The organism is Chlamydiota bacterium, assembly GCA_012729785.1.
GTDB lineage: Bacteria > Auribacterota > Tritonobacteria > UBA1439 > UBA1439 > UBA1439.
The window spans coordinates 10564-32427 of the sequence record JAAYCL010000026.1; the positions used below are offsets into that span (position 1 = coordinate 10564).

At 71.1% G+C, this 21864-nt stretch carries 18 protein-coding genes; 10 read left to right on the top strand and 8 right to left on the bottom strand.

Annotated elements, in window-relative coordinates:
• The first annotated feature begins 39 nt into the window (after nucleotides 1-39).
• From GXY35_06165 to GXY35_06190, 6 genes are all read left to right on the top strand, one after another.
• Complete coding sequence (locus GXY35_06165) at nucleotides 40-2790, top strand: AsmA family protein (protein NLW94159.1); 2751 nt, start codon at nucleotides 40-42, stop codon at nucleotides 2788-2790.
• Nucleotides 2787-4475 carry a hypothetical protein gene (locus tag GXY35_06170; GenBank protein ID NLW94160.1) on the top strand — a complete coding sequence of 563 codons (1689 nt, stop codon included), beginning with the start codon at nucleotides 2787-2789 and terminating at the stop codon, nucleotides 4473-4475. The genes GXY35_06165 and GXY35_06170 overlap by 4 nt, the downstream gene beginning before the upstream one ends.
• Nucleotides 4472-5362 (top strand): hypothetical protein, encoded by an 891-nt coding sequence (locus GXY35_06175; protein ID NLW94161.1) that lies wholly within the window; start codon nucleotides 4472-4474, stop codon nucleotides 5360-5362. The genes GXY35_06170 and GXY35_06175 overlap by 4 nt, the downstream gene beginning before the upstream one ends.
• Nucleotides 5359-6399, top strand: a complete 1041-nt coding sequence (locus GXY35_06180) for a hypothetical protein (protein ID NLW94162.1) — start codon at nucleotides 5359-5361, stop codon at nucleotides 6397-6399. The genes GXY35_06175 and GXY35_06180 overlap by 4 nt, the downstream gene beginning before the upstream one ends.
• Nucleotides 6400-6550: 151 nt before the next feature.
• The gene (locus GXY35_06185; GenBank protein NLW94163.1) at nucleotides 6551-7123 is read left to right on the top strand and encodes a DUF4126 domain-containing protein; all 573 of its coding nucleotides are present in this window, start codon (nucleotides 6551-6553) and stop codon (nucleotides 7121-7123) included.
• 235 nt (nucleotides 7124-7358) lie between these two features.
• The gene (locus GXY35_06190; GenBank protein NLW94164.1) at nucleotides 7359-9656 is read left to right on the top strand and encodes a hypothetical protein; all 2298 of its coding nucleotides are present in this window, start codon (nucleotides 7359-7361) and stop codon (nucleotides 9654-9656) included.
• Here GXY35_06190 and GXY35_06195 read toward each other — a convergent pair.
• From GXY35_06195 to GXY35_06210, 4 genes are all read right to left on the bottom strand, one after another.
• On the bottom strand, nucleotides 9640-10161 hold the full coding sequence (locus tag GXY35_06195; GenBank protein ID NLW94165.1) for a general secretion pathway protein GspB: 522 nt from the start codon (nucleotides 10159-10161) through the stop codon (nucleotides 9640-9642). The genes GXY35_06190 and GXY35_06195 overlap by 17 nt on opposite strands.
• Nucleotides 10162-10179: 18 nt before the next feature.
• Entirely contained in the window at nucleotides 10180-11013 is an 834-nt protein-coding gene (locus GXY35_06200) for an AAA family ATPase (protein ID NLW94166.1), read from the bottom strand.
• Nucleotides 11014-11095: 82 nt separating this feature from the next.
• On the bottom strand, nucleotides 11096-11890 hold the full coding sequence (locus GXY35_06205; GenBank protein NLW94167.1) for an inositol monophosphatase: 795 nt from the start codon (nucleotides 11888-11890) through the stop codon (nucleotides 11096-11098).
• Nucleotides 11887-13479, bottom strand: a complete 1593-nt coding sequence (locus GXY35_06210; GenBank protein ID NLW94168.1) for a hypothetical protein — start codon at nucleotides 13477-13479, stop codon at nucleotides 11887-11889. The genes GXY35_06205 and GXY35_06210 overlap by 4 nt, the downstream gene beginning before the upstream one ends.
• Nucleotides 13480-13587: 108 nt before the next feature.
• On the opposite strand from GXY35_06210, the gene GXY35_06215 reads away from it, so the two are divergent.
• Complete coding sequence (locus GXY35_06215) at nucleotides 13588-13860, top strand: DUF4404 family protein (protein ID NLW94169.1); 273 nt, start codon at nucleotides 13588-13590, stop codon at nucleotides 13858-13860.
• Between the two features lie 125 nt (nucleotides 13861-13985).
• Nucleotides 13986-14159, top strand: coding sequence for a hypothetical protein (locus GXY35_06220; protein ID NLW94170.1), 174 nt, complete (start codon nucleotides 13986-13988; stop codon nucleotides 14157-14159).
• Between the two features lie 24 nt (nucleotides 14160-14183).
• Here GXY35_06220 and GXY35_06225 read toward each other — a convergent pair whose 3' ends face one another.
• Nucleotides 14184-16007 (bottom strand): gamma-glutamylcyclotransferase, encoded by a 1824-nt coding sequence (locus tag GXY35_06225; GenBank protein ID NLW94171.1) that lies wholly within the window; start codon nucleotides 16005-16007, stop codon nucleotides 14184-14186.
• 125 nt (nucleotides 16008-16132) lie between these two features.
• Between GXY35_06225 and GXY35_06230 the strand changes: the two genes are divergently transcribed.
• Nucleotides 16133-17428, top strand: coding sequence for a hypothetical protein (locus tag GXY35_06230; protein ID NLW94172.1), 1296 nt, complete (start codon nucleotides 16133-16135; stop codon nucleotides 17426-17428).
• A 31-nt stretch (nucleotides 17429-17459) separates the two neighbouring features.
• Here GXY35_06230 and GXY35_06235 read toward each other — a convergent pair whose 3' ends face one another.
• Nucleotides 17460-17648, bottom strand: a complete 189-nt coding sequence (locus GXY35_06235) for a hypothetical protein (protein ID NLW94173.1) — start codon at nucleotides 17646-17648, stop codon at nucleotides 17460-17462.
• A gap of 84 nt (nucleotides 17649-17732) precedes the next feature.
• Between GXY35_06235 and GXY35_06240 the strand changes: the two genes are divergently transcribed.
• Nucleotides 17733-19412, top strand: coding sequence for a glycosyltransferase family 39 protein (locus tag GXY35_06240; GenBank protein NLW94174.1), 1680 nt, complete (start codon nucleotides 17733-17735; stop codon nucleotides 19410-19412).
• Here the strand turns inward: GXY35_06240 and GXY35_06245 are convergent.
• Both GXY35_06245 and GXY35_06250 read right to left on the bottom strand, forming a co-directional pair.
• Nucleotides 19348-20592, bottom strand: coding sequence for an HlyC/CorC family transporter (locus tag GXY35_06245; GenBank protein NLW94175.1), 1245 nt, complete (start codon nucleotides 20590-20592; stop codon nucleotides 19348-19350). The two genes, GXY35_06240 and GXY35_06245, sit on opposite strands and share 65 nt — an antisense overlap.
• Nucleotides 20589-21839: an HlyC/CorC family transporter gene (locus GXY35_06250; GenBank protein NLW94176.1), complete on the bottom strand. Its 1251-nt coding sequence runs from the start codon at nucleotides 21837-21839 to the stop codon at nucleotides 20589-20591. The genes GXY35_06245 and GXY35_06250 overlap by 4 nt, the downstream gene beginning before the upstream one ends.
• Nucleotides 21840-21864: the final 25 nt, after the last annotated feature.

Below are 21864 nucleotides of genomic sequence, written 5' to 3' on the forward strand. Positions count from 1 at the left end.
CTGTATGGTATCATACCGTTACGTCCCCCGGGAATCGCCATGAGACCCCAGATTGTCCGAAGAATCTGCCTCGTCGTCGCGGCATGCGCCGTCGCCGCCGGCGCCCTGTTCGTCGCCTTCGGTTTCGCCGCGCGCGCCCCCTGGTTCCTGGAGCAGGCGCGGACGCAGATCGAGCGGGGGGTCGGGCGCAAGGTCTCCTTCTCCTCCCTGGCGCCGTCCCTCTTCCCGGGGATCGGGGTGCGCGCCTTCGACTTCCGCCTCTACGAGAAGGACGGGCAAACCGCCTGCCTCGACGCGGAGAGGATCGCCCTCCGCGTCCGCCTCCTGCCGCTCCTCTGGAGAACGCTGCGCATCAAGACGGTGCGGGTGGACCGGCCCCGCCTCTCCCTGGTGCGGGACCGGGACGGCAGATGGAACATCGAGGACCTGATCGAGGGGAAGAAGGCCCCCGCCGCCGGGGCGGCCGCGGGTCGCCCCCCCGGGCCCTCGGCGCGGCCCCGCGTGACGATCGCCGCGCTCCGGGTGCGCGGCGGCCTCGTCACGGCGCGCGACGAGGCGACCGGGCGCGAGGCGGCGGTGCGCGATCTCGACCTCGTCGTCTCCCGCATCGCGGAGGGCGGGCTCCCGCACCTGCGCGGGGGGGGATCGTTCTCGGGCGTTCCGCTTGCCGTTCTCCTGGACGAAATCGAAGAGAGCAGGGCGCTGGGGGTGCGGGAGGGGCTCCTCTCGGGACGCTTCACGGTCGACGGGTGGACGGGGAAAAAACTCCTCTTCAGCGGCGACCTCCGTCTCTCAGGCCTCGGATACGAGATCCCGGGGATCTGGCGATCCCCCCCCGGGGGCGCCGATTTCGATCTTCGGCTGCGCGGGGAGGGGGCGGTGTCGGAAGACGGCTGGCGTTTCTCGCGCATCGCCGCGGACGGACTCGGCAAACGGCTGACGGGTGAGGCATCGTTCGATCCCGCGGCGGGCGGCGGCCCGACGGCGGTCGATTTCGCGGCCAGGTCGCTGCCGTGGGACGCGCTGGGCGAGCCGATCGGCGACGGGCGCGCGCTCGGGGGGGAGGCGTCGTTCGCCGGCGCGGTGAGGAGGGAAGCGGGGAGGCATTCGGCAGAGATCGAGCTGGACCTCTCGAAGAGCCGCATCGCGTACGGCGGGGTGCTCGACAAGGCCGCCGGGGCCGTCGCGACGCTGAAGCTCCCGCTCCTGTTCGGGGAAACCGGCGTCTCGTGGAAGGACGCCTCGGCGCGGCTCGGGACGGCGGAATTCCTCTCCGACGGAGAGGTCGCGACCGGGGCCCTGAAGGCGAGGATCAGATCGAGCGGCCTCGACCTCCGGGAGATCGGCGGCTTCATCGCGGGAGGCGCGGGCCTGTCGGGACGCGGCGATATGGATCTCCGTGTCGCCTGCGCGCGCGGGGCCCCGCTCCTGTCCGCGGAGGTCTCGGGGACGGTGAGGGTGCCGGACGGGGAATTCTCCGCGCCCTCCCTCCCGCACCCGCTCCGCTTCGACGCCGTCGTCTCCTGCGAGCCGGGGAGCGTCCGCCTGGGCCTGAACACCCTGAAAACCGGATCGAGCCTCGCCGAGGGGTACGTGCGCCTCGATCTGGCGGACCGGCCGGCGTTCGACTGCGAGCTCAACTGCCCCCGCCTCGACGGTTCCGACTTCGCCGCCGCCGGAACCTCGCGAGGCGGAACCGACGGGCGGGCCCGCCCCGGCGGACAAGCCCGCCCCGGCGCGGCGGAGGCGGCCGCTCCGCCCCTCCCCGCCCGCCCCGACGCCCGGCCGCCCGGCTTCCTGGAGCGGCTGGAGGGCCGCGGCAAGGTGTCCGTGGGCGAGCTCAAACTCGGGCGGCTCGTCGTTCGAAACGGGCGTGCGCGGGTGCGTCTCTCGAACGGCGTCGCGGCGCTCGAGGAGATCGTCCTCCCGTTCTACGGGGGGGAGGCGAACGGGACGGTTTCCTCGGCGATCCTCGATGAGCCCCCGCGCCACTCCCTCACCGCCGCCCTCAAGAACGTCGACCTCGAGCCGCTCCTCGCCGACATCTACGCGTACCCGCGCCGCCTCTCCGGCACGCTCTCCGCGGAGTGCGTTGCCCGCGGCGCCGGCGCGGGGTGGGAGGAGATCCGAACCGGATTCGCCGGGAACGGCCGCTTCTCCGTGAAAAACTGCGTGCTCCATTCCAACAGTCTCTTGAAGGGGCTGGCGCCGCTGATGCTGATGCTCGGCACCCAGGCCGACTGCAAGGAGTTCGTCGCGATGGGAAATCTCCTCCGCGCCTCCCCCTCGGAGATGCGCCTTTCGCGCTGCGAGGGGACCTTCGCCCTCGACGCCGACGGGTGGGGCACCGGCGATATGGTCATCGAGAGCGCCGACCCGAAGAACCCGCTTCGTCTGGCGATCGAGGGCGAGATGGGACTCGACGGCGTGCTGGGGTTCCTCGGCACCGCCTCCTTCCCGCGCGGCTCCGCGTACTACGCGCAGCTCGCCCCGTACTTCCCCGACGACGGCGGCTGGATCGCGCTCCCGTTCCCGGTGCCGATAGGGGGCACGCTCGGGGAGCCGCGCGTGGACGCCGACGCCGCCGCCGGGAGCGTCGCGCGGAGCGCGGCGGGGATCGGGAAGGCGCGCGTGCGCAAGGAGCTGGAGAAGAAGATCGACAAGGCGTTCGCCCCGAAGATCGAAACGGGAGAGGGGAAGGCGAAACCGTCCTCCGGTCTCGAGGAGGTCGGGAGGGAACTCCTCAAGGGCGGTTCCAAGCAACTCCTCAAACAGATGTTGAAACCGTGACCCCGCCCCGCCCCGCGCCGTTCCTTGCCGCCGCCGTCCTCGTCCTCGGCGCCCTCGTCGCCGGGTGCAGCATGGGCTCGCGCCGCATCCGGCCGGGCGACTATCCGTCAGACCCGCGCCTCGACTGCATCCTCGACGACCGCCACGTGCTGCTCTTCCTCGTCGACGGCTGCAGGGAGGATCTCCTGCGGGAGATGGTTGCGCGGGGCGAACTGCCGGCCATCCGGCGCTACCTTGTCGCGCGCGGCGCCTCCGCGGAATGCGCCGTCTCCACCGTCCCGTCCGTGACGAACGCCTGCATCGCTGCGGCGACCTGCGGCGTCTACCCGGGGCGCCTCGGCGCGCCCGGAAACCGGTGGTACGACCGCGACAAGTCCGAGCGGATCTCCGTCTTCGGGCTCCACGACTACTACCGCATCGAGGAGTACCTGTCGAGACCGACGATCTACGAGATCCTTTCCGACGAGCCCACGGTGGCGCTCTTCACCCGCTGCCCCCGGGGGAGCACGTACCATATCCCGTTCTACTACAACCTGATCGCGATGAAGTACTACCTCGCCGGGAACTGGGCGAAAGTCGACGAGGCGTTTCTCGGGGAGTTCGACGACCTGGTCGACTGCGCGAACCGGGACGGGGTCTTCCCGCGCTTCGCGTTCTTCCACCTGACCGGGTACGACTCCGTCGCGCACCGTGCGGGGCCGTTTTCCGCGGAGGCGAAGGCGCTCCTGAGGAATGTCGACCGCGGGCTGGGCAGGATCGCGGAGGCCCTGGAGCGCAACGGCGCCCTCGACCGGGTCTGCCTGATGCTGACGGCCGACCATGGGCACGTCGTGATGGAGAAAAAGAACTGCCTCCTTCTCGAGGAGTGGTTTCCCGCCCGCACCGGCCTCCCCGCGCTCGACCGGTACACCCGCATCGACCGTTCACACGATGCGCGGAAGAGGAGGCGTCTGTACGACCGTTTCGCCGTGATCGTCGCGAACAACGGACGAAACGCCGATCTGCACCTCCGGCGCAACCCCGCCGAAACCTGGATCCCCCCGGAGCGGATGGCCCCCTGGAACGAACGCCCCTCGTGGGAGGAGCTCAGGCACTACCCCGCGCCCCGCGGCCCCGTGGACCTGATCGAAGCCCTCCGGAGGGCGCCCGGCGTGGGGTTCGTGGCCGGCCGCCCCCGAAACGGGGAGATCGCGCTCTTCTCGCCCGGCGGGGAAAGCCGCATCCGGACCGTCGTGGAAGGCGGGGAGACGCGGTTCTCCTATGCCGTGGTCGAGGGCGACGACCCGCTCGGGTACGGGGGGACGGGGGCGGCCGCCTCGCTCTGCGACGGAAGGTTTCGTTCCTCGCGCGAGTGGCTGGAGGCGACCTGCGGCCTCGACTTCCCCGACATCGTCGCCCAGCTCCCCTCCTTATTCGAGGACCGGAGCCGCGGCGATCTGTACCTCGTCGCCGCGGACGGGTGGGATTTCGAAGAGACGAACATCTCGAGCCACGGCGGATTCCAGCGCGACGAGATGCGCATCCCCCTCCTCGTCGCGGGGCCGCGGATCCGGAAGGGGACGTTCGGCCCGGTGCGCCTGGTGGACCTCGTCCCCACGATCCTGGACTACCTCGGGCACGGGGACCGGGCGAGGCGGGACGGGTTGGACGGGGTGTCGTTTCTGGAGGAGATCTCCGCGCCGTGAAGAGAACGGTGTTGTTGCTGCCCTGCCTCCTCGCCCTGCTCTGCGGCTGCGGGACGGTCGTCCCGGGGGCCCGCTACCGGGTGAATGTGGACGACTACGCGTTCAGCGCTGACGGTGCGAGCGTCTTTTACCTCGAGGACCGTTTCCGCTTCTACCCGTTTCTTCTCGCCGCGCGGGAGGACCGTTTCCTGTACCGCTACGACCGGGAGAGCCGGCGGCACCGTTTCCTCGCCGAGACCGGCGCCTTCTCCGTCTCCCCGCATGCCCCCTTCGTCCTCTGCGCGCCTGAATGGGGGAGGAGGTTCGACAACCGGGCAACGGTCCCGGATTTTCAGATCATCGACGCGGCGCGCGGCACGCGGCGCGGTTTCTCGATGCCGGAGGGGTTCGACGACGGCTACCTTGCGTACGCCTTCGCGCACGTCGTCTGGAGCCGGGAGGGGCCCGCGACGGCGTGGGTCCAGTTCTACTACCTGCCGGGCGCGCGCCCCTCGCCCTGGCGCCGGTGCGGACGCCCGAGGCACGACTGGCGCCGCGAGCTCTGGAGGGTCGTCGTGGATCCCGCGCGGAAGGACGGCGCGGTCGCCGACGCGTCGCCCTGCCCCGCCCACGCCGTTCCCCGCGCGGTCTGGCGGGCCATGCGGGATGAGAAAGCGGTCTCGCCCGACGGAACGGCCGAGCTCCTGTACACGCGTTACGTGGGCCGCATGCGCTTCAACACGACGCTCGCGATCGTCTCGGAGGGGGGAGGGGAGCGGGAGTACGTCGTCAGGGAGCATGCCGTGCTCAACTGGGGACAGGCGGGGTACTACACGCTCCTGTACGTGCTTTCCGCCCCCGTCTTCGGCGTCAACAGCCTGTTGAACGGCGCGGGGGGCGCGTCATGAGGCGGTGCATCGCGGCGCTTGTCTTCCTGCCCGCGGCGCTCTGTCCGCCCGATGCGCCCGCGCGCATCGAGCTGCTCCTGATGGAGCAGGCCCGCGGACTGCGACCGCCGCCGCTGGAGCCCGAGATACGGTTCCGGGGCACCCCGTTCGGACACATGGCGCTCTACGTCGAGAGCGCGGCGCGCGACGCGGAGGGGGTGCTGCGCCAGGCCCGCCCCGGGGAGCGCGGGGGGCTCGTCCTCACGGTGGACAAGGAGCTCCGCGACTCCTTCTTCACCGCCTATACGCGGGAGGAGTTCTTCTACGGCCCCCTCGACCCCGAGAACCTCCCGGCCGCCCTGTCGCGCGGGGATATCGAGAAGGCGCTCGAGGAGTTCAACCGGAACTATGGGCATCTGTACAACCGGGGGCCCGGCGTCTCCGGCCTCGGCCAGGACTACGGCACGCTGTTCGTCCGGGGCATCCGGGGGTTCGTCTACCCCACGACGCGCCGCGAGGAGGCGGCCATCATCGAGCAGTGGCGGGAGCAGCGTCACGACACCTTCGTTCCGATGACCAACAACTGCGTCACCACGGTCATCAGGGCGATGAACCGCGCGGGGCTCGATCGCCGCGACTTCTTCATCCGCGGGCTCGCCCCGTACAACGCCTGGACCTACTTCGTCAGGAGACTCCTCTGGGCCCCCCCCTGCGCACGGGCGCCCAACGGCGCCTTCCTCCGCCGCGACGGGGCGTACCTGACGCACTATCCGCAGATACCCTCGGACGCCGTCCGGCCGGCGGGGCGCCCGTTCAACGTCTACTCCCTCCAGAACCTCGAGTACCTGGTCTGGGCGGGTCCGCACGGATCCGCCGCCCTCCCCAGCGACGCGCCGGTGTCGTACCGCGGCTATCCGTCGGGGAAGGAGAAGACGGCCGGGGCGGGGCCGCGCCGCGGGGCCGCGGCGGGGATCCGCTGGGCCGTTTCGCAGCCGGAGGAGTTTCTGCGCCTCTGGATCCAGTCGTTCAAGGGGTTCTGGTATCTGGCCGGGGGTTGAGTCCGCAGCCGCGGCATGCGGCATGCGGTGCGGCGGGAGGTCGGGCCTCTGATCGTTCCGGAACGAACCGGGGCCGGCCGATTCCGGGAGAGGGGATCTCCGCGACGCCTGCGCCGCACCGATGCGGAGAAAGACAGGGGAGGGGGGGGACGTGGAGATTCTGCTCGGCATCTGCCTCGGGATCGGCCTGGCCGCGGCGTGCGGCTTCAGGGTGTTCGTGCCCCTGCTCGTCATGAGTATCGCCTCGCGCACGGGGCACCTTGCGTTGGGGAGCGGCTTCGAGTGGATCGGGAGCGTCCCGGCCCTCGTCATGTTCGCGGTCGCCGCGGTGGTCGAGCTCGCCGCCTACCTCGTCCCGTGGCTTGACAACGCCCTCGATTCGGTCGCGACCCCGGCCGCGGTGATCGCCGGCACTGTGGCGATGGCCGCATGCGTATCGGGGGCGAGCCCGCTTCTCACCTGGACGCTCGCGGTCGTGGCGGGCGGGGGCGCGGCGGGGATCGTGCAGGGGATGACCGTCGTCGCGCGCGGGGCGTCGAGCGCGACCACCGGCGGCGCCGGTAATCCGGCCGTCTCGACCGCGGAGGCGGGCGGATCGGTGTTCGTCTCCGTTCTCGCCGTCGCCGTGCCTGTCGTCGCGGGCCTCGCCGTCATCCTGCTCCTCGCCTATGCGTTCCTGAGGATCGGCGGGGGGGTCCGGCGCCGGCGGGAGGCGCGGGGATGACGAGGGTCCCCGGCGCCGTGAACAGCCCGCAAGAGAACGGGAACGGAGGGATCCTCGTCGCGCGCATCCTCGCCGGGGAGGCGCGCGCCGGGACACGGGGGCGGGCGTAGGAGGGGGGGCGGGCGGCGAGGAGAGGTTGCGCGTGCGGACGCCCGGCCGTTTGCGCTATACTTGCGGATAGACGCAGGCGCGCGCCGCGGCGCGGCCGGCGTCCCGTCCGGGAGGCGCGAGCCCCGTGTCCCTGTTCCCCAAGCGCGCCGCCGTGTTCGTCCTGGGCTTCTGCGCGATCACGGTCCAGGTGGTCTTCTTCCGCGAATTCCTCGTCGTCTTCCTCGGCAACGAGCTCTGCGCGGGCGTCGTCTTCTTCGCATGGTTCCTCGGCGTCGGCCTCGGCGCGGCGGCGAGCGCCCGCACGGCCAGGCGGTCCGTCACCGGGGAGGGGCCGTTCATCCTCCTCTGCGCCCTCCTCATGGCGGCGGCCCCCGTGCTCCTCGTCCTGATCCGGCTCGCGCGCGGCATCCTCGGCGTGTCGCCCGGCGCCTACGTCCCGTTCGGTTCCCTCCTCGGCGCCGCCGTCGCCCTGATCTCCCCGTTCAGCTTCCTGGTCGGGTTCGTCTTCCCCTTTGCCTGCCTGCTCGGGCTCGGGGAACGGGAGGGGGTGCGCGGCGTGGGGCGGGCGTACGTGCTCGAGTCGCTCGGGGCCATCGCGGGCGGCGCGGCGTTCAGCTTCATCCTGGTGGGGCGCGTGCCCGCCGTCCAGATCGTCTCCGGCTGCGCCGCGGCGATGTACGGCGCCATCGCTCTCGTCGCGTGGGCGCACGGGGGGAGACCGGGGGCCGCGCGGGCGGCGGGGTCCCTCGCCGCGGCGTGGGTCCTCTTTCTTGCCGCCGGCGCGGCCGGGCGGCTCGAGTCGTGGACCGTCGGCCGCCGGTGGCGGAGCCTGAACCCGGGGGCCCGGCTCGTCGTTTCGGCGGATTCGCGGTACGAGAATATCGCCGTGGGCGCGCGCGCCGGGCAGTACGACGTCTTCGGGAGCGGGCAGTACTACTTCTCCTTCCCGGACCCGTACGGCGCGGCGGCCGCGGGCCACGCGATCATGCTCGCGCACCCCGCCCCGCGGCGGGTGCTGCTGATCGGCGGCGGCGCGGGGGGGATGCTCGCCTCCATCCTCGCGCACCGGCCGTCGCGCGTGGACCTCGTCGAGCTCGACCCGGCGCTCCTGGATGTCGTCGGGCCGCGCCTCGACGCCGCGGCCGCGCGGGCCCTGCGCGACCCCGTCGTCCGCCTCCGATTCGGCGACGGCAGGCGCTACGTCAAGCAGACCGGCGTGCGCTACGACCTTTGCATCGTGAACGTCCCCGACCCCTCCACCGCGATGCTGAACCGCTTCTACACCCGCGACTTCTACCGGGAGGCGCGCCGGATCCTCGCCCCGGGCGGCGTCCTCGCGGCGCGACTGAGCGCCCCCGCGGACTACTACGGGGGGGAGACGGGCGACTACGCGGGTTCGGTCTACGCCACGCTGCGCTCGGTCTTCCCGTATCTGGCGGTGGCGCCCGGCGAGGAGAACTGGTTCTTCGCCTCCGCCGACCCCGGGGCGGTCAGCGGCGACCTCGACATCCTGCGGCCTCGATGGGAGGCGCGCGGCATCGAGACGCCTCTCTTCAGCGCGCGCCACCTCCTCGCCTGGTGGCTCCCCGAGCGCGTCCTGTTCACGAAGGATGCGCTCGAGGGCCGTGCGGACGCGCGCATCAACACCGACCTCAGGCCGGTGACCTACTACCTCAACCTGATCCTCTGGGCCCGTTTCTCCGGCTCCCCGATCGTCTCGGCGCTCCGGGCGCTCGAGAGGGGCGGGCCGGCCTGGTATCTCGGCCCGATCCTGGCCCTCCTGGGGCTGCGGCTTGCCTGGCTCGCCGCGTCGGGGAGAAGAGGGCCGCGGCAGGACGGGTTCCACGCCCTCCTCGCCGTCGGCGCCGTCGGGTTCAGCGCGATGGCGCTGGAACTCGTGCTCATCTTCACATTCCAGAGCGTCTACGGCCACGTCTACCGGATGATCGGCCTGATCGTCGCCCTGTTCATGGCGGGGCTCGCCTGCGGGGCAGGCGCCGCGACGCGCCTGGCGGTGCGTCCGGGGAAGCAATGCGTGCGGGCGCTCGCGGGGGTGGCGGCGGCCCTCGCCGTCCACGCGGCGGCGGTCCCCTGGATCGTGCGCCTCGTGTCGCCGCTCCCCGCGGGCTCGGAGTGGGTCTTCTTCGCCCTCGTCTGGGGCAGCGGCGCCCTGACCGGGGCTGCGTTCCCGCTCGCGGCGGCGGTCTGTGTGCGCCGCGCCGCCGATACCGGGAGGGCGGCGGCGCGCGTGAACGGTTTCGACAATCTCGGCGCCTGCCTCGGCGCCTTCCTCGCCGGCGTCGTCTTCGTCCCTCTCCTCGGCCTCGTCTCGACCTGCCTGCTGCTCGCCGTCATGAACGCCGCCGGCGCGGCGCTTCTCGCGGCGGGAACGGGAGGGGCGAGGCTCAGTAGACGAGGGTGAAGAGCGTATCCCCGCGTCTGAGCTTCACGCGGTCGCTCAGGATCTCCACGACCTCCGCGTCCTCGATCCGGTCCCCCACCTTCAGCATCCGGTCGTTGATGATCGCCCACGACCGGCTGCCGCTGCGGCTCAATCCCCGCAGACGCAGCGCGGGGAGATGCGCCTCCGCCTCCGGCGCGGCGGAGGGGGGGGCGGGCTCGGCCGGCTCCGGGGGGAGGGAGGCGGCGGGGAGGATGCTCCTGGGCTCCAGCGTCACCTCGGCCATCGGACCCGGCGCGGCGGCGTCCCGGGCGGGGGGGGGCTCCGCGGGGGGGGGAGGGACGAGATGCAGGAGGCGGAACAGGACGGCGGCGGCGAACACAACGGCGGCAGAAACGGCGAGAGGCGCGGGGAGGCGCCGCCGCCCCGCAGGCGGCTGCTGCCCGCCGGGGGGATCGAGGGCCGGCGAAGCGCCTTCCCTCTTCTCCGTCTCGATCTTCCGAAGCGCTTCGAAGATGATGCTCATCGCACCGTTCCCGGCGCCCTACGGCGCGGCCGCCGCCGTGAGCTCCGGCTCCCCCTCGATCTCCCTGATGCTGGTCCGGACGATCTTGGCCTTGATCGTGGCGGTGCCGAGCACGAAGCCGGCGAGCAGCGCCTTGTCGCAGACCGTATTGATGAGGCGCGGCACCCCGCCGGAGTAGTCGTAGACGAGATCGACCGCCCGCCGGTCGAAGACGACCCGCCCCCCGCCGCCGGCGACCCGCAAACGGTGCTCGATATACGCCGAGACCTCGCCGCGCTGCAGCGGGGAGAGGTGGAACCGGATGGAGATCCGCTGCCGGAGCTGGAGGAGCGACTTCGAGTCGAGCTTCTTCCTGAGCTCCGGCTGGCCGACGAGGACGATCTGGAGCAGCTTCTCCTCGGCGGTCTCGAGGTTGGAGAGCATCCGGATCTGCTCGAGCTGCCCCGCGCTCAGGTTCTGCGCCTCGTCGATGATCAGCACCGCGTTATTCCCCTCGCGCACCTGGGCGATGAGGAAGGCGTTCAAGGCGCGCATCAGATTCATCCGGCCCCTTCCCGGGAGCGGGATCCCGAAATCCTCGATGACGGCGTGGATGAGCTGGGACTCGGTCAGGTTCGAGTTGAGGATGAAGGCGGTCTTCACGCGGTCGTCGAGCCGGGAGAGGAGGGCGCGGCAGAGGGTCGTTTTCCCGGTGCCGACCTCCCCGGTGATGGAGAGGAACCCTTTCCGTTCCGCGATCCCGTACTGGAGGAAGCTCAGCGCCTCCCGGTGCTGGGGGCTCGGGAACAGGAAGCCGGGGTCGGCCGTGAGGTTGAACGGGTGCTTCCGGAATCCGTAGAAGGAGAGGTACATGGTTCGGCCGTCTGCTCGGGTCCGGCGCCCAGTATATCCCCCCGCGGGCCCGGCGACAAGCGGCAAGAGGCTCGGCGGGAGGCTACGCCCGATCGGCCGCCGGCCCCGCGGGGGAGAGGGCGCGGATCAGCTCGTCGTGGATGCGGGAGTTCGTGGCGGCGATCTCCGGCACAAACGGGTCGAACTGCCGCCCCGAGAAGTCCGTGGCGAGCCCCCCCGCCTCGCGCAGGATCAAAACGCCTGCCGCGGTGTCCCATGGCTTGAGTTCCCGTTCCCAGAACCCGTCGAACCGCCCCGCCGCGACGTAGCAGATGTCGAGCGCGGCGGAACCGTCGCGCCGCACCCCCTGCGCGAGCAGCGAGACGCGCTCGAATACCCGAAAGGTTTCCCCGGGGTTCTCCACGAGGCGGTACGGGAAACCGGTGCAGAGGAGGCTTCCCTCGAGCGCGGAAACGGGGGAGACGCGGATCGGTGAGCCGTTCAGGGCGGCGCCCTTGCCCTTCTCGGCGGTGAAGAGCTCGTCGCGGATCGGGTCGCAGACCGCCCCCGCGAGGAGCTCCCCGCCGCCCAGCAGCCCCACGGAGGCGCAGACGCACGGGTATGCGTGCGTGAAGTTGACGGTGCCGTCCATCGGGTCGACGACCCAGAGATAGTCGGAGCGGCGCGGCGCCTGCGCCGACTCCTCGGTGAGGATGTCGTGGGAGGGGAACGCCCGTTCGAGGACCTGGAGGGCGGCGTGCTCGGCGGCGAGGTCCGTCTCCGTGACCGGGTTCATCCTGGCCTTGAAGCGCACCCCGGCGGGCCTGCCGAAGTCCCGTTTGATGACCGCCGCCGCCGCCCGCGCCGCGGCGGCCGCCGTCTCCAGGAACGAACTCATCGCGTCTCCGCCATCGTCCGAAGGAACGGACCCGGGTCGAGGCCGCGATAGCCGAGGTCTCGCGCCAGCTCGTCGCCGTTGCGCTCCTGGCCGTACGCCCAGAGCGACTTCAGGAACGCGCCCGCAGCGGGGGAGGCGAACCACCGCGCGCCGAATCTCGCCCGGAGCGTCTCCAAGAGCTGCGCCTTCAGGAACCAGGCGCGGAGGTAGTCCGCCGCGTAGTAGTAGTCGTCCACGTCGCTCAGGTAGCGCGCGGCGTCGTTGTCGTCGAGGGGGAAGCCGTAGGCGCGGGAGAGGATCGTCCGGTAGCGCTGCTTCGGGTTCGGAACCCCCGCGTGAAGCTCCCGCTCGTAGAGGATCTTGGCCGCGTAGCGCCGCGCGAAATAGATCCGCGAGAAGCGCCGGAACCGCAGGTACGACTCGAGCTCTTTCGGCGGGAAGGCGGTCCGCTCCCCGACCCACGCCGGATCGTCCATCAGCTCCTCGAACAGGAAGGCGTACGCCTCTGTCACCGTGTTGTCGCCGAGCTGCGCGAATTCGAAATGGTCGGTGTTGGTATTGGCGAAATGCTGGGCGTGCCCCATCTCGTGGAGGAGCGTCTCGTAGTCCGGGACCCCCCCGGAGGGCTTGACGGTGAGACGGATATCCTCCGGGACCTTGAGGCCGAAGCAGGCGGCGCGCGGGTTCTTCTTCGGCAACGGTTCGTCGTGGATCAGGATGTTGCGCTGGCCCTTCAGGTCGATCCCCAGCCCCGCGAGCGTGGCGGAGACGGAGGGCACCAGCCCCTCCGCGGGGAAGCAGGCGCGGTACCGGTCCAGATGGAAGAGGCGCGCGACGTCGCAGCGCCGGAACCGCTCCGGCGGGACGCCCATGAACTCCCGCGTCACCGCGCCCAGGAGGGCGGCGTACGCCGTTTCGGTTGCCGAGAGGATCTGTTCGCACTGCAGGGAGAGCGCCGCGAGCGAGAAGCCGCGAAGCTCCTCGCTCAGGGCGTTGTACGAGTCGAAACCGAGCCGGCGGGCGAGCCGGCGGCTTTGTTCCCCCTTCTCGAGCTGGATCGGCTCGATCGTTTCGAGGACCGGGAGGGCGGCGTCGGAGATCCGCTGGCGCTTCGCCCGATCCGCCTCCACAGCGAGGAGAACGGGGAGCTGCGGGAACGGGACCTTCGCGCCGTCCAGCTCAATCTCCGCTCCGGACTCGGTGTTGCGGATCGCGTCGCTGAGGGGCGCCACCGCCTTGTCGACATGCTCGGCGAGCAGGTAGCGGCGCAGGTACCGCAGCGCCTTCTTCTCGCGCGGGTCCGCGGCATCGTCGGCCGCCTTCCCGACCGCCGCGATCGCCTCCGGGCTGAACAGCCTCTCGTGCCCCGCGTAGGTCTGCGCGATATCCACCGGGTCGCCGTAGACGCGGTTCTCCCAGGCGCGGAGTCCCTGCTCGAGGATCAGCGCCTCCGCCTCGAGGCGCATGTCGGCGATGACGAAGCGCATCCCCCCTCCTGTCGTCTGCGCCGGGGCGGCGGCGGGCGCCGTCGTGTCCGCCCCCTCCGCCGCCGCGCCGAACGCGAGAATTGCGATGGGGATTTTCAGCATGGGCGGTATTATAATGGCTTGCGCGCCCCGTGGGTAATCATTTCTGCGCGGCGGGCCGCCGCGCGGAGGATATGGTACCCTTGGGAGGCGCCCGGAAAGGGGCCTCGTATGCACCACCAGCATCTTCGCGCCATGATCCGAGAGCTCCGCGCCGAACTCGCGAACGCCGCGCCGGTCGACGCCGATCTCCGCGAACGCATCCGGGGGATGCTGGACGAGATCGAGGGGCTGCTCGAGGGCGGCGGGGAGATCGCGGCGCAGCAGCACCGGCAGCTTGTCGAGCGTCTTCGGGAATCCGCTCGGCAGTTCGAGGAGTCGCACCTGCCGCTGACGATGGCCGTCGGCAGGCTGATCGACGCCCTCAGCGCCATCGGCATCTAGCGGATGCCGCGCGCATCATCGGCCGGCGCACCATGGTGCACGGACAGCCGTAGCCAGGAGGAGACCGGCCGGGGGGCGCGTGTGGGCGGCATGGAGTTTCGGCGGCGTCTTCAATGGGAGGCACCATGAGGAAGGTCACGGCGGCGGTGACGGCATGCGCGCTTCTGGCGTCTCTGGCGGGGTGCGCGCTGGTCAGCGACAAGAAGAAGCGCGACGAGAAGGGGGAGAAACGCCGGATCAAGGTGTTGGGGGTCCCCGTCTGGAAGAGCGAGAAGCCCGCGCCGCGGCCGTCGATGTAGGGGCTTCCGCCGCGCCGGGATGCGTCAGCGCAGCGCGCTGTTCGCCTCGCGGAGTTCGTGTGCTATCGAAACGAGCGCGTTCCGGATGAACGCCGGGGTGTGCGCGGGGGCGCCGGACGCCTCGACCTGAAGCCCCTCCTCGACGCGGCCGAGGAAACCGGAGAGCGCCTCGTCCGGGAGCGGGGAGGGGGAGGCGGCCCACCGCTTCAGATCCCGGAGCAGCGGCTGGTCGGGGCGATAGTCGCCCCCCTCCATGAACGGGTTGACGGGCGGCGGGTTGCCGGCGAACTGGAACCCCTTCAGCGCGACGATGAGCGGCGTGAAGTCGCGCCCGGTCCTGAGCCGGGGGAACTGGTACTCGATGACCTTGGACTGTATCTCCCCGTCCGGCGAGTGGAGATTCTCGCGCGAGAAGTAGAGCCCGCCCCGGGGGTCCTCGATCTCCCGGTTGTGGATGCGCGTCTCCCGCACGGCGCCGCTCCGGTCCCGCCGGAGATCCCCGCCGAGGAGCAGCAGGCAGAGCAGGTCGGCGCGACGCGGCGGAGGCCCGCTGCGAAGCCCCGGGGGGATCTCGATCGAGAGGTGGAGGCTGTGGGGCCGCACCCCGCAGAACGCAGCCGCCTCACGGATGAGGGAGGCGAGGAGGCGCGGGTCGTTCGTCACCGGCATGGACAGGTCGCCGGCGATCTTCAGGCGCCCGAGCGCGTACTCGAGGAATCCGCGGCACCGCTCCCCGGGGGGGCAGGCCGCCCGATGCGTGTCCACGTGCATCCCGAGCTTCCAGCCGCGCCTGAGCAGGTCGAAGTCGGCGGTCCAGTAAAAGCCGTCGAACAGGGGATCCATCCCCGGCGCGGCGCCGATCGCCGCGGCGCCGAGCGGGCTGAACTCGAGCTCCGCGCCGAGCGGCGCGCTCCCCGGCTGCGCCTCGCGCACGGCGAGCCGGCAGGTCGCCGCCGCATCGTTTGCGTCGAAGAGGCGCGCCGCGACGGCGATGGCCCGGACGGCGTAGTCGAGGTACTCCCGTCCTTCCCGCAGCGTCCCGCAGCCGTCCCGCTCGATGAGCCGGTCGAGCTCGCCGCCGCTTCGATTCAGACAGTCGAGGGCGGCATGGGCGCTCGACGCGTGCGCGTAGAACCCCTCCGGGGCGGCGACCAGATCGCCGAAGCGCGACAGGATCCGCGCCTCCGTGTGGCTGAAGACGATCTGCCGGGCCGTCAGGCGCAGGTACGCGGCCGCGTACGGGCGGGCCGGGTGGTCGGGCCTCCACAGCGGGGCGAGCGTGGGGATGCCGGGATGGCGCAGGGCGCGGCGTATCTCCTCGCGGCCCGGCGGCCTTCCGCCGCGCGCGGCGGCGCACAGCTCCTCGATCGTCCCTCCGAGCAGTTCCCGCAGGACGACCATCTCCTCGGGGCCGGGGCGTCTCCCCGTCAAACGCGCGGCCTCCTCCTCGAGGATCTCGTCGACGAGGACCGCGGCGTCCGCGGCGGCGGGCTCCCCGTCGCCGAGGTAGCGCCCGATCCGATCCGGATTTGCCACGTAGGCGTGCGCGCGACGGGTCTCCCCGCCCCGCACGCAGGTCACCGGCAGGCGGCGGTACATGTCCCCCTCCGCCTCGTACGCGTCGAGCGCCGCGAGCTGCGCGCGGGGGATCCCCTCCACGAGCCACCCCCTCACCGTCTCCCCCTCCTGCGGGACGATGTAGGCGTAGCCGTACGGCGGCGTGACGCGCCGGTAGCCGCGGAGGACGCACGGCCTCTTCGGGAAGATCCTCCCGGTGAGGGCGCGCATCGTGCGGTCGTAGGCCAGCGTGCCGTACACGAACAGGTCGACCGGGCCGTCGTCGCTCATCTCGAAGACGAGTATACCCGATGCGGTCCGCGGCAGAAAGCGATTGTGGCCCCGGGAGGAACTGCTATACTGGCCCGGAGGGGCTGGGGGCAGCCGCCTGCCCGCCCCCGCGGGAGGAGGGACGGATGACCACGGAAAAAGAGCGTGAAGCGCTCGACTACCACCGCCTCGGCCGGAGGGGCAAGATCGAGGTCGTTCCCACCAAACCGTGCCGGACGCAGAAGGATCTTTCGCTCGCCTACACCCCGGGCGTGGCGGTTCCGAGCCTCGCCATCGCCGCCTCCCCCGACGAGGCCTTCTCCCTGACCGCGCGGGGGAACCTCGTCGCGGTCGTCTCGAACGGAACGGCGGTGCTCGGTCTCGGCGACATCGGGGCGCTCGCGAGCAAGCCGGTGATGGAGGGGAAGGCGGTCCTCTTCAAGCGGTTCGCCGACATCGACGCCTTCGACATCGAGGTGAACTCCAGGGACGTCGATGAGCTCATCGGCTTCATCAAGCTCCTGGAGCCGACGTTCGGGGGGATCAATCTGGAGGATATCAAGGCCCCCGACTGCTTCCCGATCGAGGAGGCGTGCGAGCGCGACATGCGGATACCGGTCTTCCACGACGACCAGCACGGCACGGCGATCATCTCGGGCGCCGCGCTCCTCAACGCGCTCGAGATCGCGGGCAAGAGGATCGAGGAGTGCCGGGTGGTCTTCAGCGGCGCGGGCGCGGCCGGCCTCGCCTGCGCGCGGTACTACCTCAGCCTGGGGGTGAAGAAGGAGAACCTCGTCCTCTCCGACATCGGGGGGATCCTGCACGAGGGGCGCACGGAGGGGGTGAACCGGTACCTACAGCCGTTCTTGGCCAAGACGAAGGCGCGCACCCTCGCCGAGGCGATGCGGGGCGCCGACGTCTTCATGGGGGTCTCCGCCAAGAACCTCGTCACCCCGGAGATGGTGCGGTCGATGAACCGCGCCCCGGTCGTCTTCGCCATGGCGAACCCGGACCCCGAGATCACCTACCAGGACGCCAAATCGGCGAGGCCCGACGTCATCGTCGCGACCGGGCGGTCGGACTTCCCGAATCAGGTCAACAACGTCCTCGGGTTCCCGTTCATCTTCCGCGGCGCGCTCGACGTCCGGGCCACGCACATCAACGAGGCGATGAAGCATGCCGCCACCCGGGCGCTCGCGGCGCTTGCGCGCGAGGAGGTCGTCGACGAGGTGCGGGAGGCGTACGGGGGGGAAACGTTCTCCTTCGGGCCCGACTACATCATCCCCAAACCGTTCGACCCGCGCGCGCTCCTGCGGGTGGCCCCGCAGGTGGCGCGGGCGGCGATGGAGAGCGGCGTGGCGCAGGCGCCGATCGCGGACTGGGCCGCCTACGACAGGGAACTCGAGGAACGGCTGAACGTCATCCGGGCGCGGGCGCGCTGAGGGCCGCCGCGCGCCGCACGGGGCGGAACGGTCAGACGGCCACCTTGATCGTGCTGGCGAGCCAGACGAGGGCGGCCATGCCGGCGCAGATGATGACGAAGGAGACGAGCGGCATGAGACCGGTCGCCTTGCCGCCGGTCTTCCGCATGATGGAGACGTTCAGCACGACGCCGGTGAAGAAGATCGCGAACCCGATGAGGAGTTTTAGGAAGATTTCCATACGCACCCCCCCCTTGACGTGCACCCCTCATTATCCACGATGCGGGCCGTCCCGTCAAAGGCGAACTGGGGCCCCGAGGTGAGGATGTCGCGCCCCCGCCTCTATCCGCTCGGCGCGGCGGTCATCCTCTCCGTGCCGCTCGTCCTCTCGGCCCTGAGCGTCCGGCGCCTCTCGATCACCTACGACGAGCCGTGCCATTTTCGGTACGGGTACCAGCTGCTCGTCGAGCGCACCGCCCGGCGTTTCGCGGACTCGACGATGCCCGTCTCCGCGCTGAACGCCCTCCCGCGCGCCGCGGGGGCGCTCTGTGCCCCGTTCCCCGGCGCACGGGCCGCGGCGCGACGTCTGCACGACCCGAAGAGCGGGCGCTGGGCGACGATCCTCGCCGCCCTGCTCCTCGGCGCCCTGGTCTGCCGCTGGGCCCGGGAGCTCTACGGGCCGGCCGCGGGCCTCTTCTCCCTCTCCCTGTACGCGTTCGACCCCAACATCATCGCGCACGGCATGCTCGTCACCACCGACCTCTACGCCGCCCTCCTGATGACGGCCGCCCTGTACTGTTTCTGGCGGTTCGAGGCGCGCCCCGGCCCGGCGCGGGGGGCGGCGTGCGCCTTCGCGCTCGGCCTCGCCCAACTCGCCAAGCACGCCGCCTTCCTCCTCTACCCGGTCTTTCTGGTCATCGCGTGCGCGCGCCATGCGGGGGGGCTGCGGCGGCGGATCGCCGCGCGGGATCTCCGCGGGCTCGTCGGGCGCGCGGCGGCCGCCGCGGGGTGGGCGATCCTCTTCGCCGGGGCGAGCGCGGCCGTGATCAGCGCGGGATTCCTCTTCGAGGGGGTCGGCGCCCCGCTCGAGTCGTACGCGTTCAAGAGCCGGTTCTTCGCCGCGGCGCGGGCGCGCGCGGGACCCCTCGCCCGCCTCCCGCTCCCGCTGCCGGCGCCGTACCTCGAGGGGCTCGACTGGTCGCGTCACTACGACGAGACCGGGGGGGTCTCGGGGAATCTGTACCTGTTCAAGGAACTCAGGCCGCGGGGGACCGGATTCCCCGGCTACTATCTCGCCGCCTTCGTCTTCAAGACGCCGCTCGCGCTCCAGGCGTGCCTCGCGGCGGCGCTCGTCGCCCTCCCGGGGCGGCGGCGCAGGGCGCGGTTCATGGACGACGAGCTGTTCCTGCTGGCGCCGCTGGCCGCCGCCGCCGTCTGGTTCGCGTTCTTCTTCCGCACCCAGGTGGGGGTGCGCTACATCCTGTTCGTCTACCCGCTCATCCAGATTCTCTGCGGAGGCCTCGTCGCGGGGTGGGAGCGATTCGGCCCCGCGCGGAGGGCGGCGCTCCTCGCGGCCCCCGTGCTGCTCCTCTCATCGACCCTCTCCTGGCACCCCCACTTCATCCCGTACTTCAACGAACTCGTCCCTGACCGCACCCGCTGCCACGAGATCCTGGCGGACTCCAACATCGACTGGGGGCAGGCCGAATGGTATCTGCGGCGATGGCGGAGAACGCACCCGGAGGCGGTCGTGAACCCCGAGAGGCCGGTGGCGGGGAGGGTGGTGGTCGGGGTCAACCTGCTCACGGGGGTCTTCCTCCCGGAGCGCTACCGGTGGCTGCGGGAGAACTTCTCGCCGACGGGGCACGTGGCGCACGCGTATCTGATCTACGACGTCGCCCCGGAGGAGCTCGAGCGGCTCGGGCTCGGGGAGGGGGAGCTCAGCGCGCCACCCGCGCCCCGCGGACCTCGACGGTCTTCACCCGGTACCGGTCCGCCTCGGTGACGCGGAACCGCAGATTCTCGTAGGCGACCTCGTCGCCGGGGGAGGGGACCCGGCCGAACAGGTGCGTCACGAACCCCGCCACCGTCTCCGCGACCCCGACCGGCATCCGGTCCTGGAAGAGGGCGTTGAACCTCTCGACCCGCATCCGCGCGTCCACGACGATCGAGTCCGCGCCCTTGCGCCAGCCGGCGGGCTCCTCGGTGTCGTACTCGTCGTCGATCTCCCCGACGATCTCCTCGACGATGTCCTCCATCGTGAGGACCCCCGCGGCGCCCCCGTATTCGTTCACCACGATCGCGATGTGCCTCCCCGCGGCCTGCAGATCGGCGAGCGCGGTTTCGATCGAGGCGGACTCGGGTATGACGTGGGGCGGGCGTGCGATCTCCCCGGCGCGCGCCTCCTCGGGCACCCCCGCGAGGTCGGTGGCGTTGATGACGCCCGTGATCCGGTCGATCCGGTCCCGATAGATCGGGATGCGCGAGTGGCCGTCCTCGTCGAGGAGCGCGAGGAGGTCCCCGACGGTCGCCGACTCCGGGGCGGCCGTGACCTCGATGAGCGGGACCATCGCCTCCCGGACCGTGGTCTTGCCGAAGCGGAAGATCTCCTCGATCATCTCCTTCTCCTCCCGCCGCAGGACCCCCGAGGCGTGGCTCTCCTTGAGCAGGAGCTCGATCTCCTCCTTGGTCACGAACGGGTTCTTTTTCGACCGCCCGCGGGTGAAGAGCATCGAGATCCCCTTGCCCATCGTCGAGGCGGTCCAGACGAGGGGGAAGAGGGCGTAGTAGGCGGCGCGGAGCGGGGCCGCGCAGAGGATGCAGAGCGTGTTGGCGTACTGGCGCCCGTAGGCCATCGGGATGATCTGCCCGACGATGAGCACGAACGGCCAGTAGATGGCGATGGAGACGAGGTTCTCCAGATTCCTCGGCACGACGTGCGAGACCATGTTGTTGAGGATGCAGGAACCGATGACCACGGTGACGTTGTAGCCCACGAGGGTGGTGGCGAGCAGGTTCCTCGGCTCGTCGAGGAACCGCTGGACGATGCGCGCCATCCGCTGGCCGAGCTCGGCGCGGTGGCGGATCCGCAGCCGGTTGCAGGAGATCAGCGCCATCTCGGAGCCGGCGAAGAACGCCTGGAGGAGCAGGCAGAGCAGGATGACGGCGATTCCGCCGAGGATCATCGCGGCTCCTCCCGGCACACGATGATCTCGCGTACCCTGCTCTTCTGCGCGGCCGAGACGGTGAAGACGAGCCCCCCGTGCCGGACGCGGTACCCCTCGGGGGGGATCCGTCCGGCGCGGGCGGTGAGGAAGCCGCCGATCGTGGTGTTCCCCTCGTCCCTGAGGTCGGCGCCGAAGAGCCGGTTGAATTCGGCGATCTCCATCCGCGCCCGCACCCTGAAGCGGCCCGGCTCGATCTCCTCGTGGAGCGGCGCCGCCGACTCGCCCTTGTCGCGGATCTCGCCGATGATCTGCTCGATCAGATCCTCGAGCGTGACGAGCCCCGCGACGCCGCCGTACTCGTCCACGACGAGGGCGATATGGACCTTCCTGCGCTTGAACTCCCGCAGCAGCGACGAAGCGGTCTTCGTCTCGGGGACGAAGGTGGCCGGGCGCAGGATCCCCCTGAGCTCGGCCTCCGGGGCCCTCCCGCGCCGGCTGAGCAGATCCTTCGCGTAGAGCACCCCGAGGATGTTGTCGAGCGTCTTCTCGTAGACGGGGATGCGGGAGTAGCCGCTCCGGCGGATCTCGTCCCTGATCTCGGCGAGGGGGCGGTTGACCTCGAAGGCGACGATCTCCCGCCGGGGGCGCATCAGCGTCGTGACCCGGCGGCTGGAGAAGTCGAGGACCGCATGGATCATCCGCCGCTCCCTCGTGTCCACGACGCCCTCGCGCGAACCGATGGTGATCGCGGTCTTGATCTCGGCCTCGGTGACGGCGTATTCCGCCTGGGAGCGGGGCGGGGCGAGGAGCCCCCCCAGCCGGTCGGAGGCGTACATGACCGCCACCCGGACCGGGCTGAGGGCCCAGCCGATGAAATGGATCACGGGAGCGACCAGCGGGGCGAGCCGGGTGTTGAGCTGGATGGCGATCGTCTTCGGCGTGACCTCGCCCATCACCAGGATGGCGAACGTCATCACCAGAATCGCCAGCGCCGTCCCCTGGTTGCCGAACGCCGAGCGCAGGAGCGACTCGCCGAGCGTCGAGGAGAGCATGTTGACGAACATGTTGCCGACGAGGATCGAGGTCAGGAGCCAGCGCGGGTTGGCGAGGAGCCAGGCGATGAGGGGGCCGCGCCGGGTGCGCGAGAGCTTCTTCACCTGGAACGGGGAAAGGGAGAAGAGGGTGGTCTCCGTGCAGGAGAAGAAGAACGAGCAGCAGAGCAGGGCCAGGATCGCGGCGAGGTAGTAGGCGGTGGCGCGATTCAAGGGCGCGGAACTCTCCTGCGGGCGG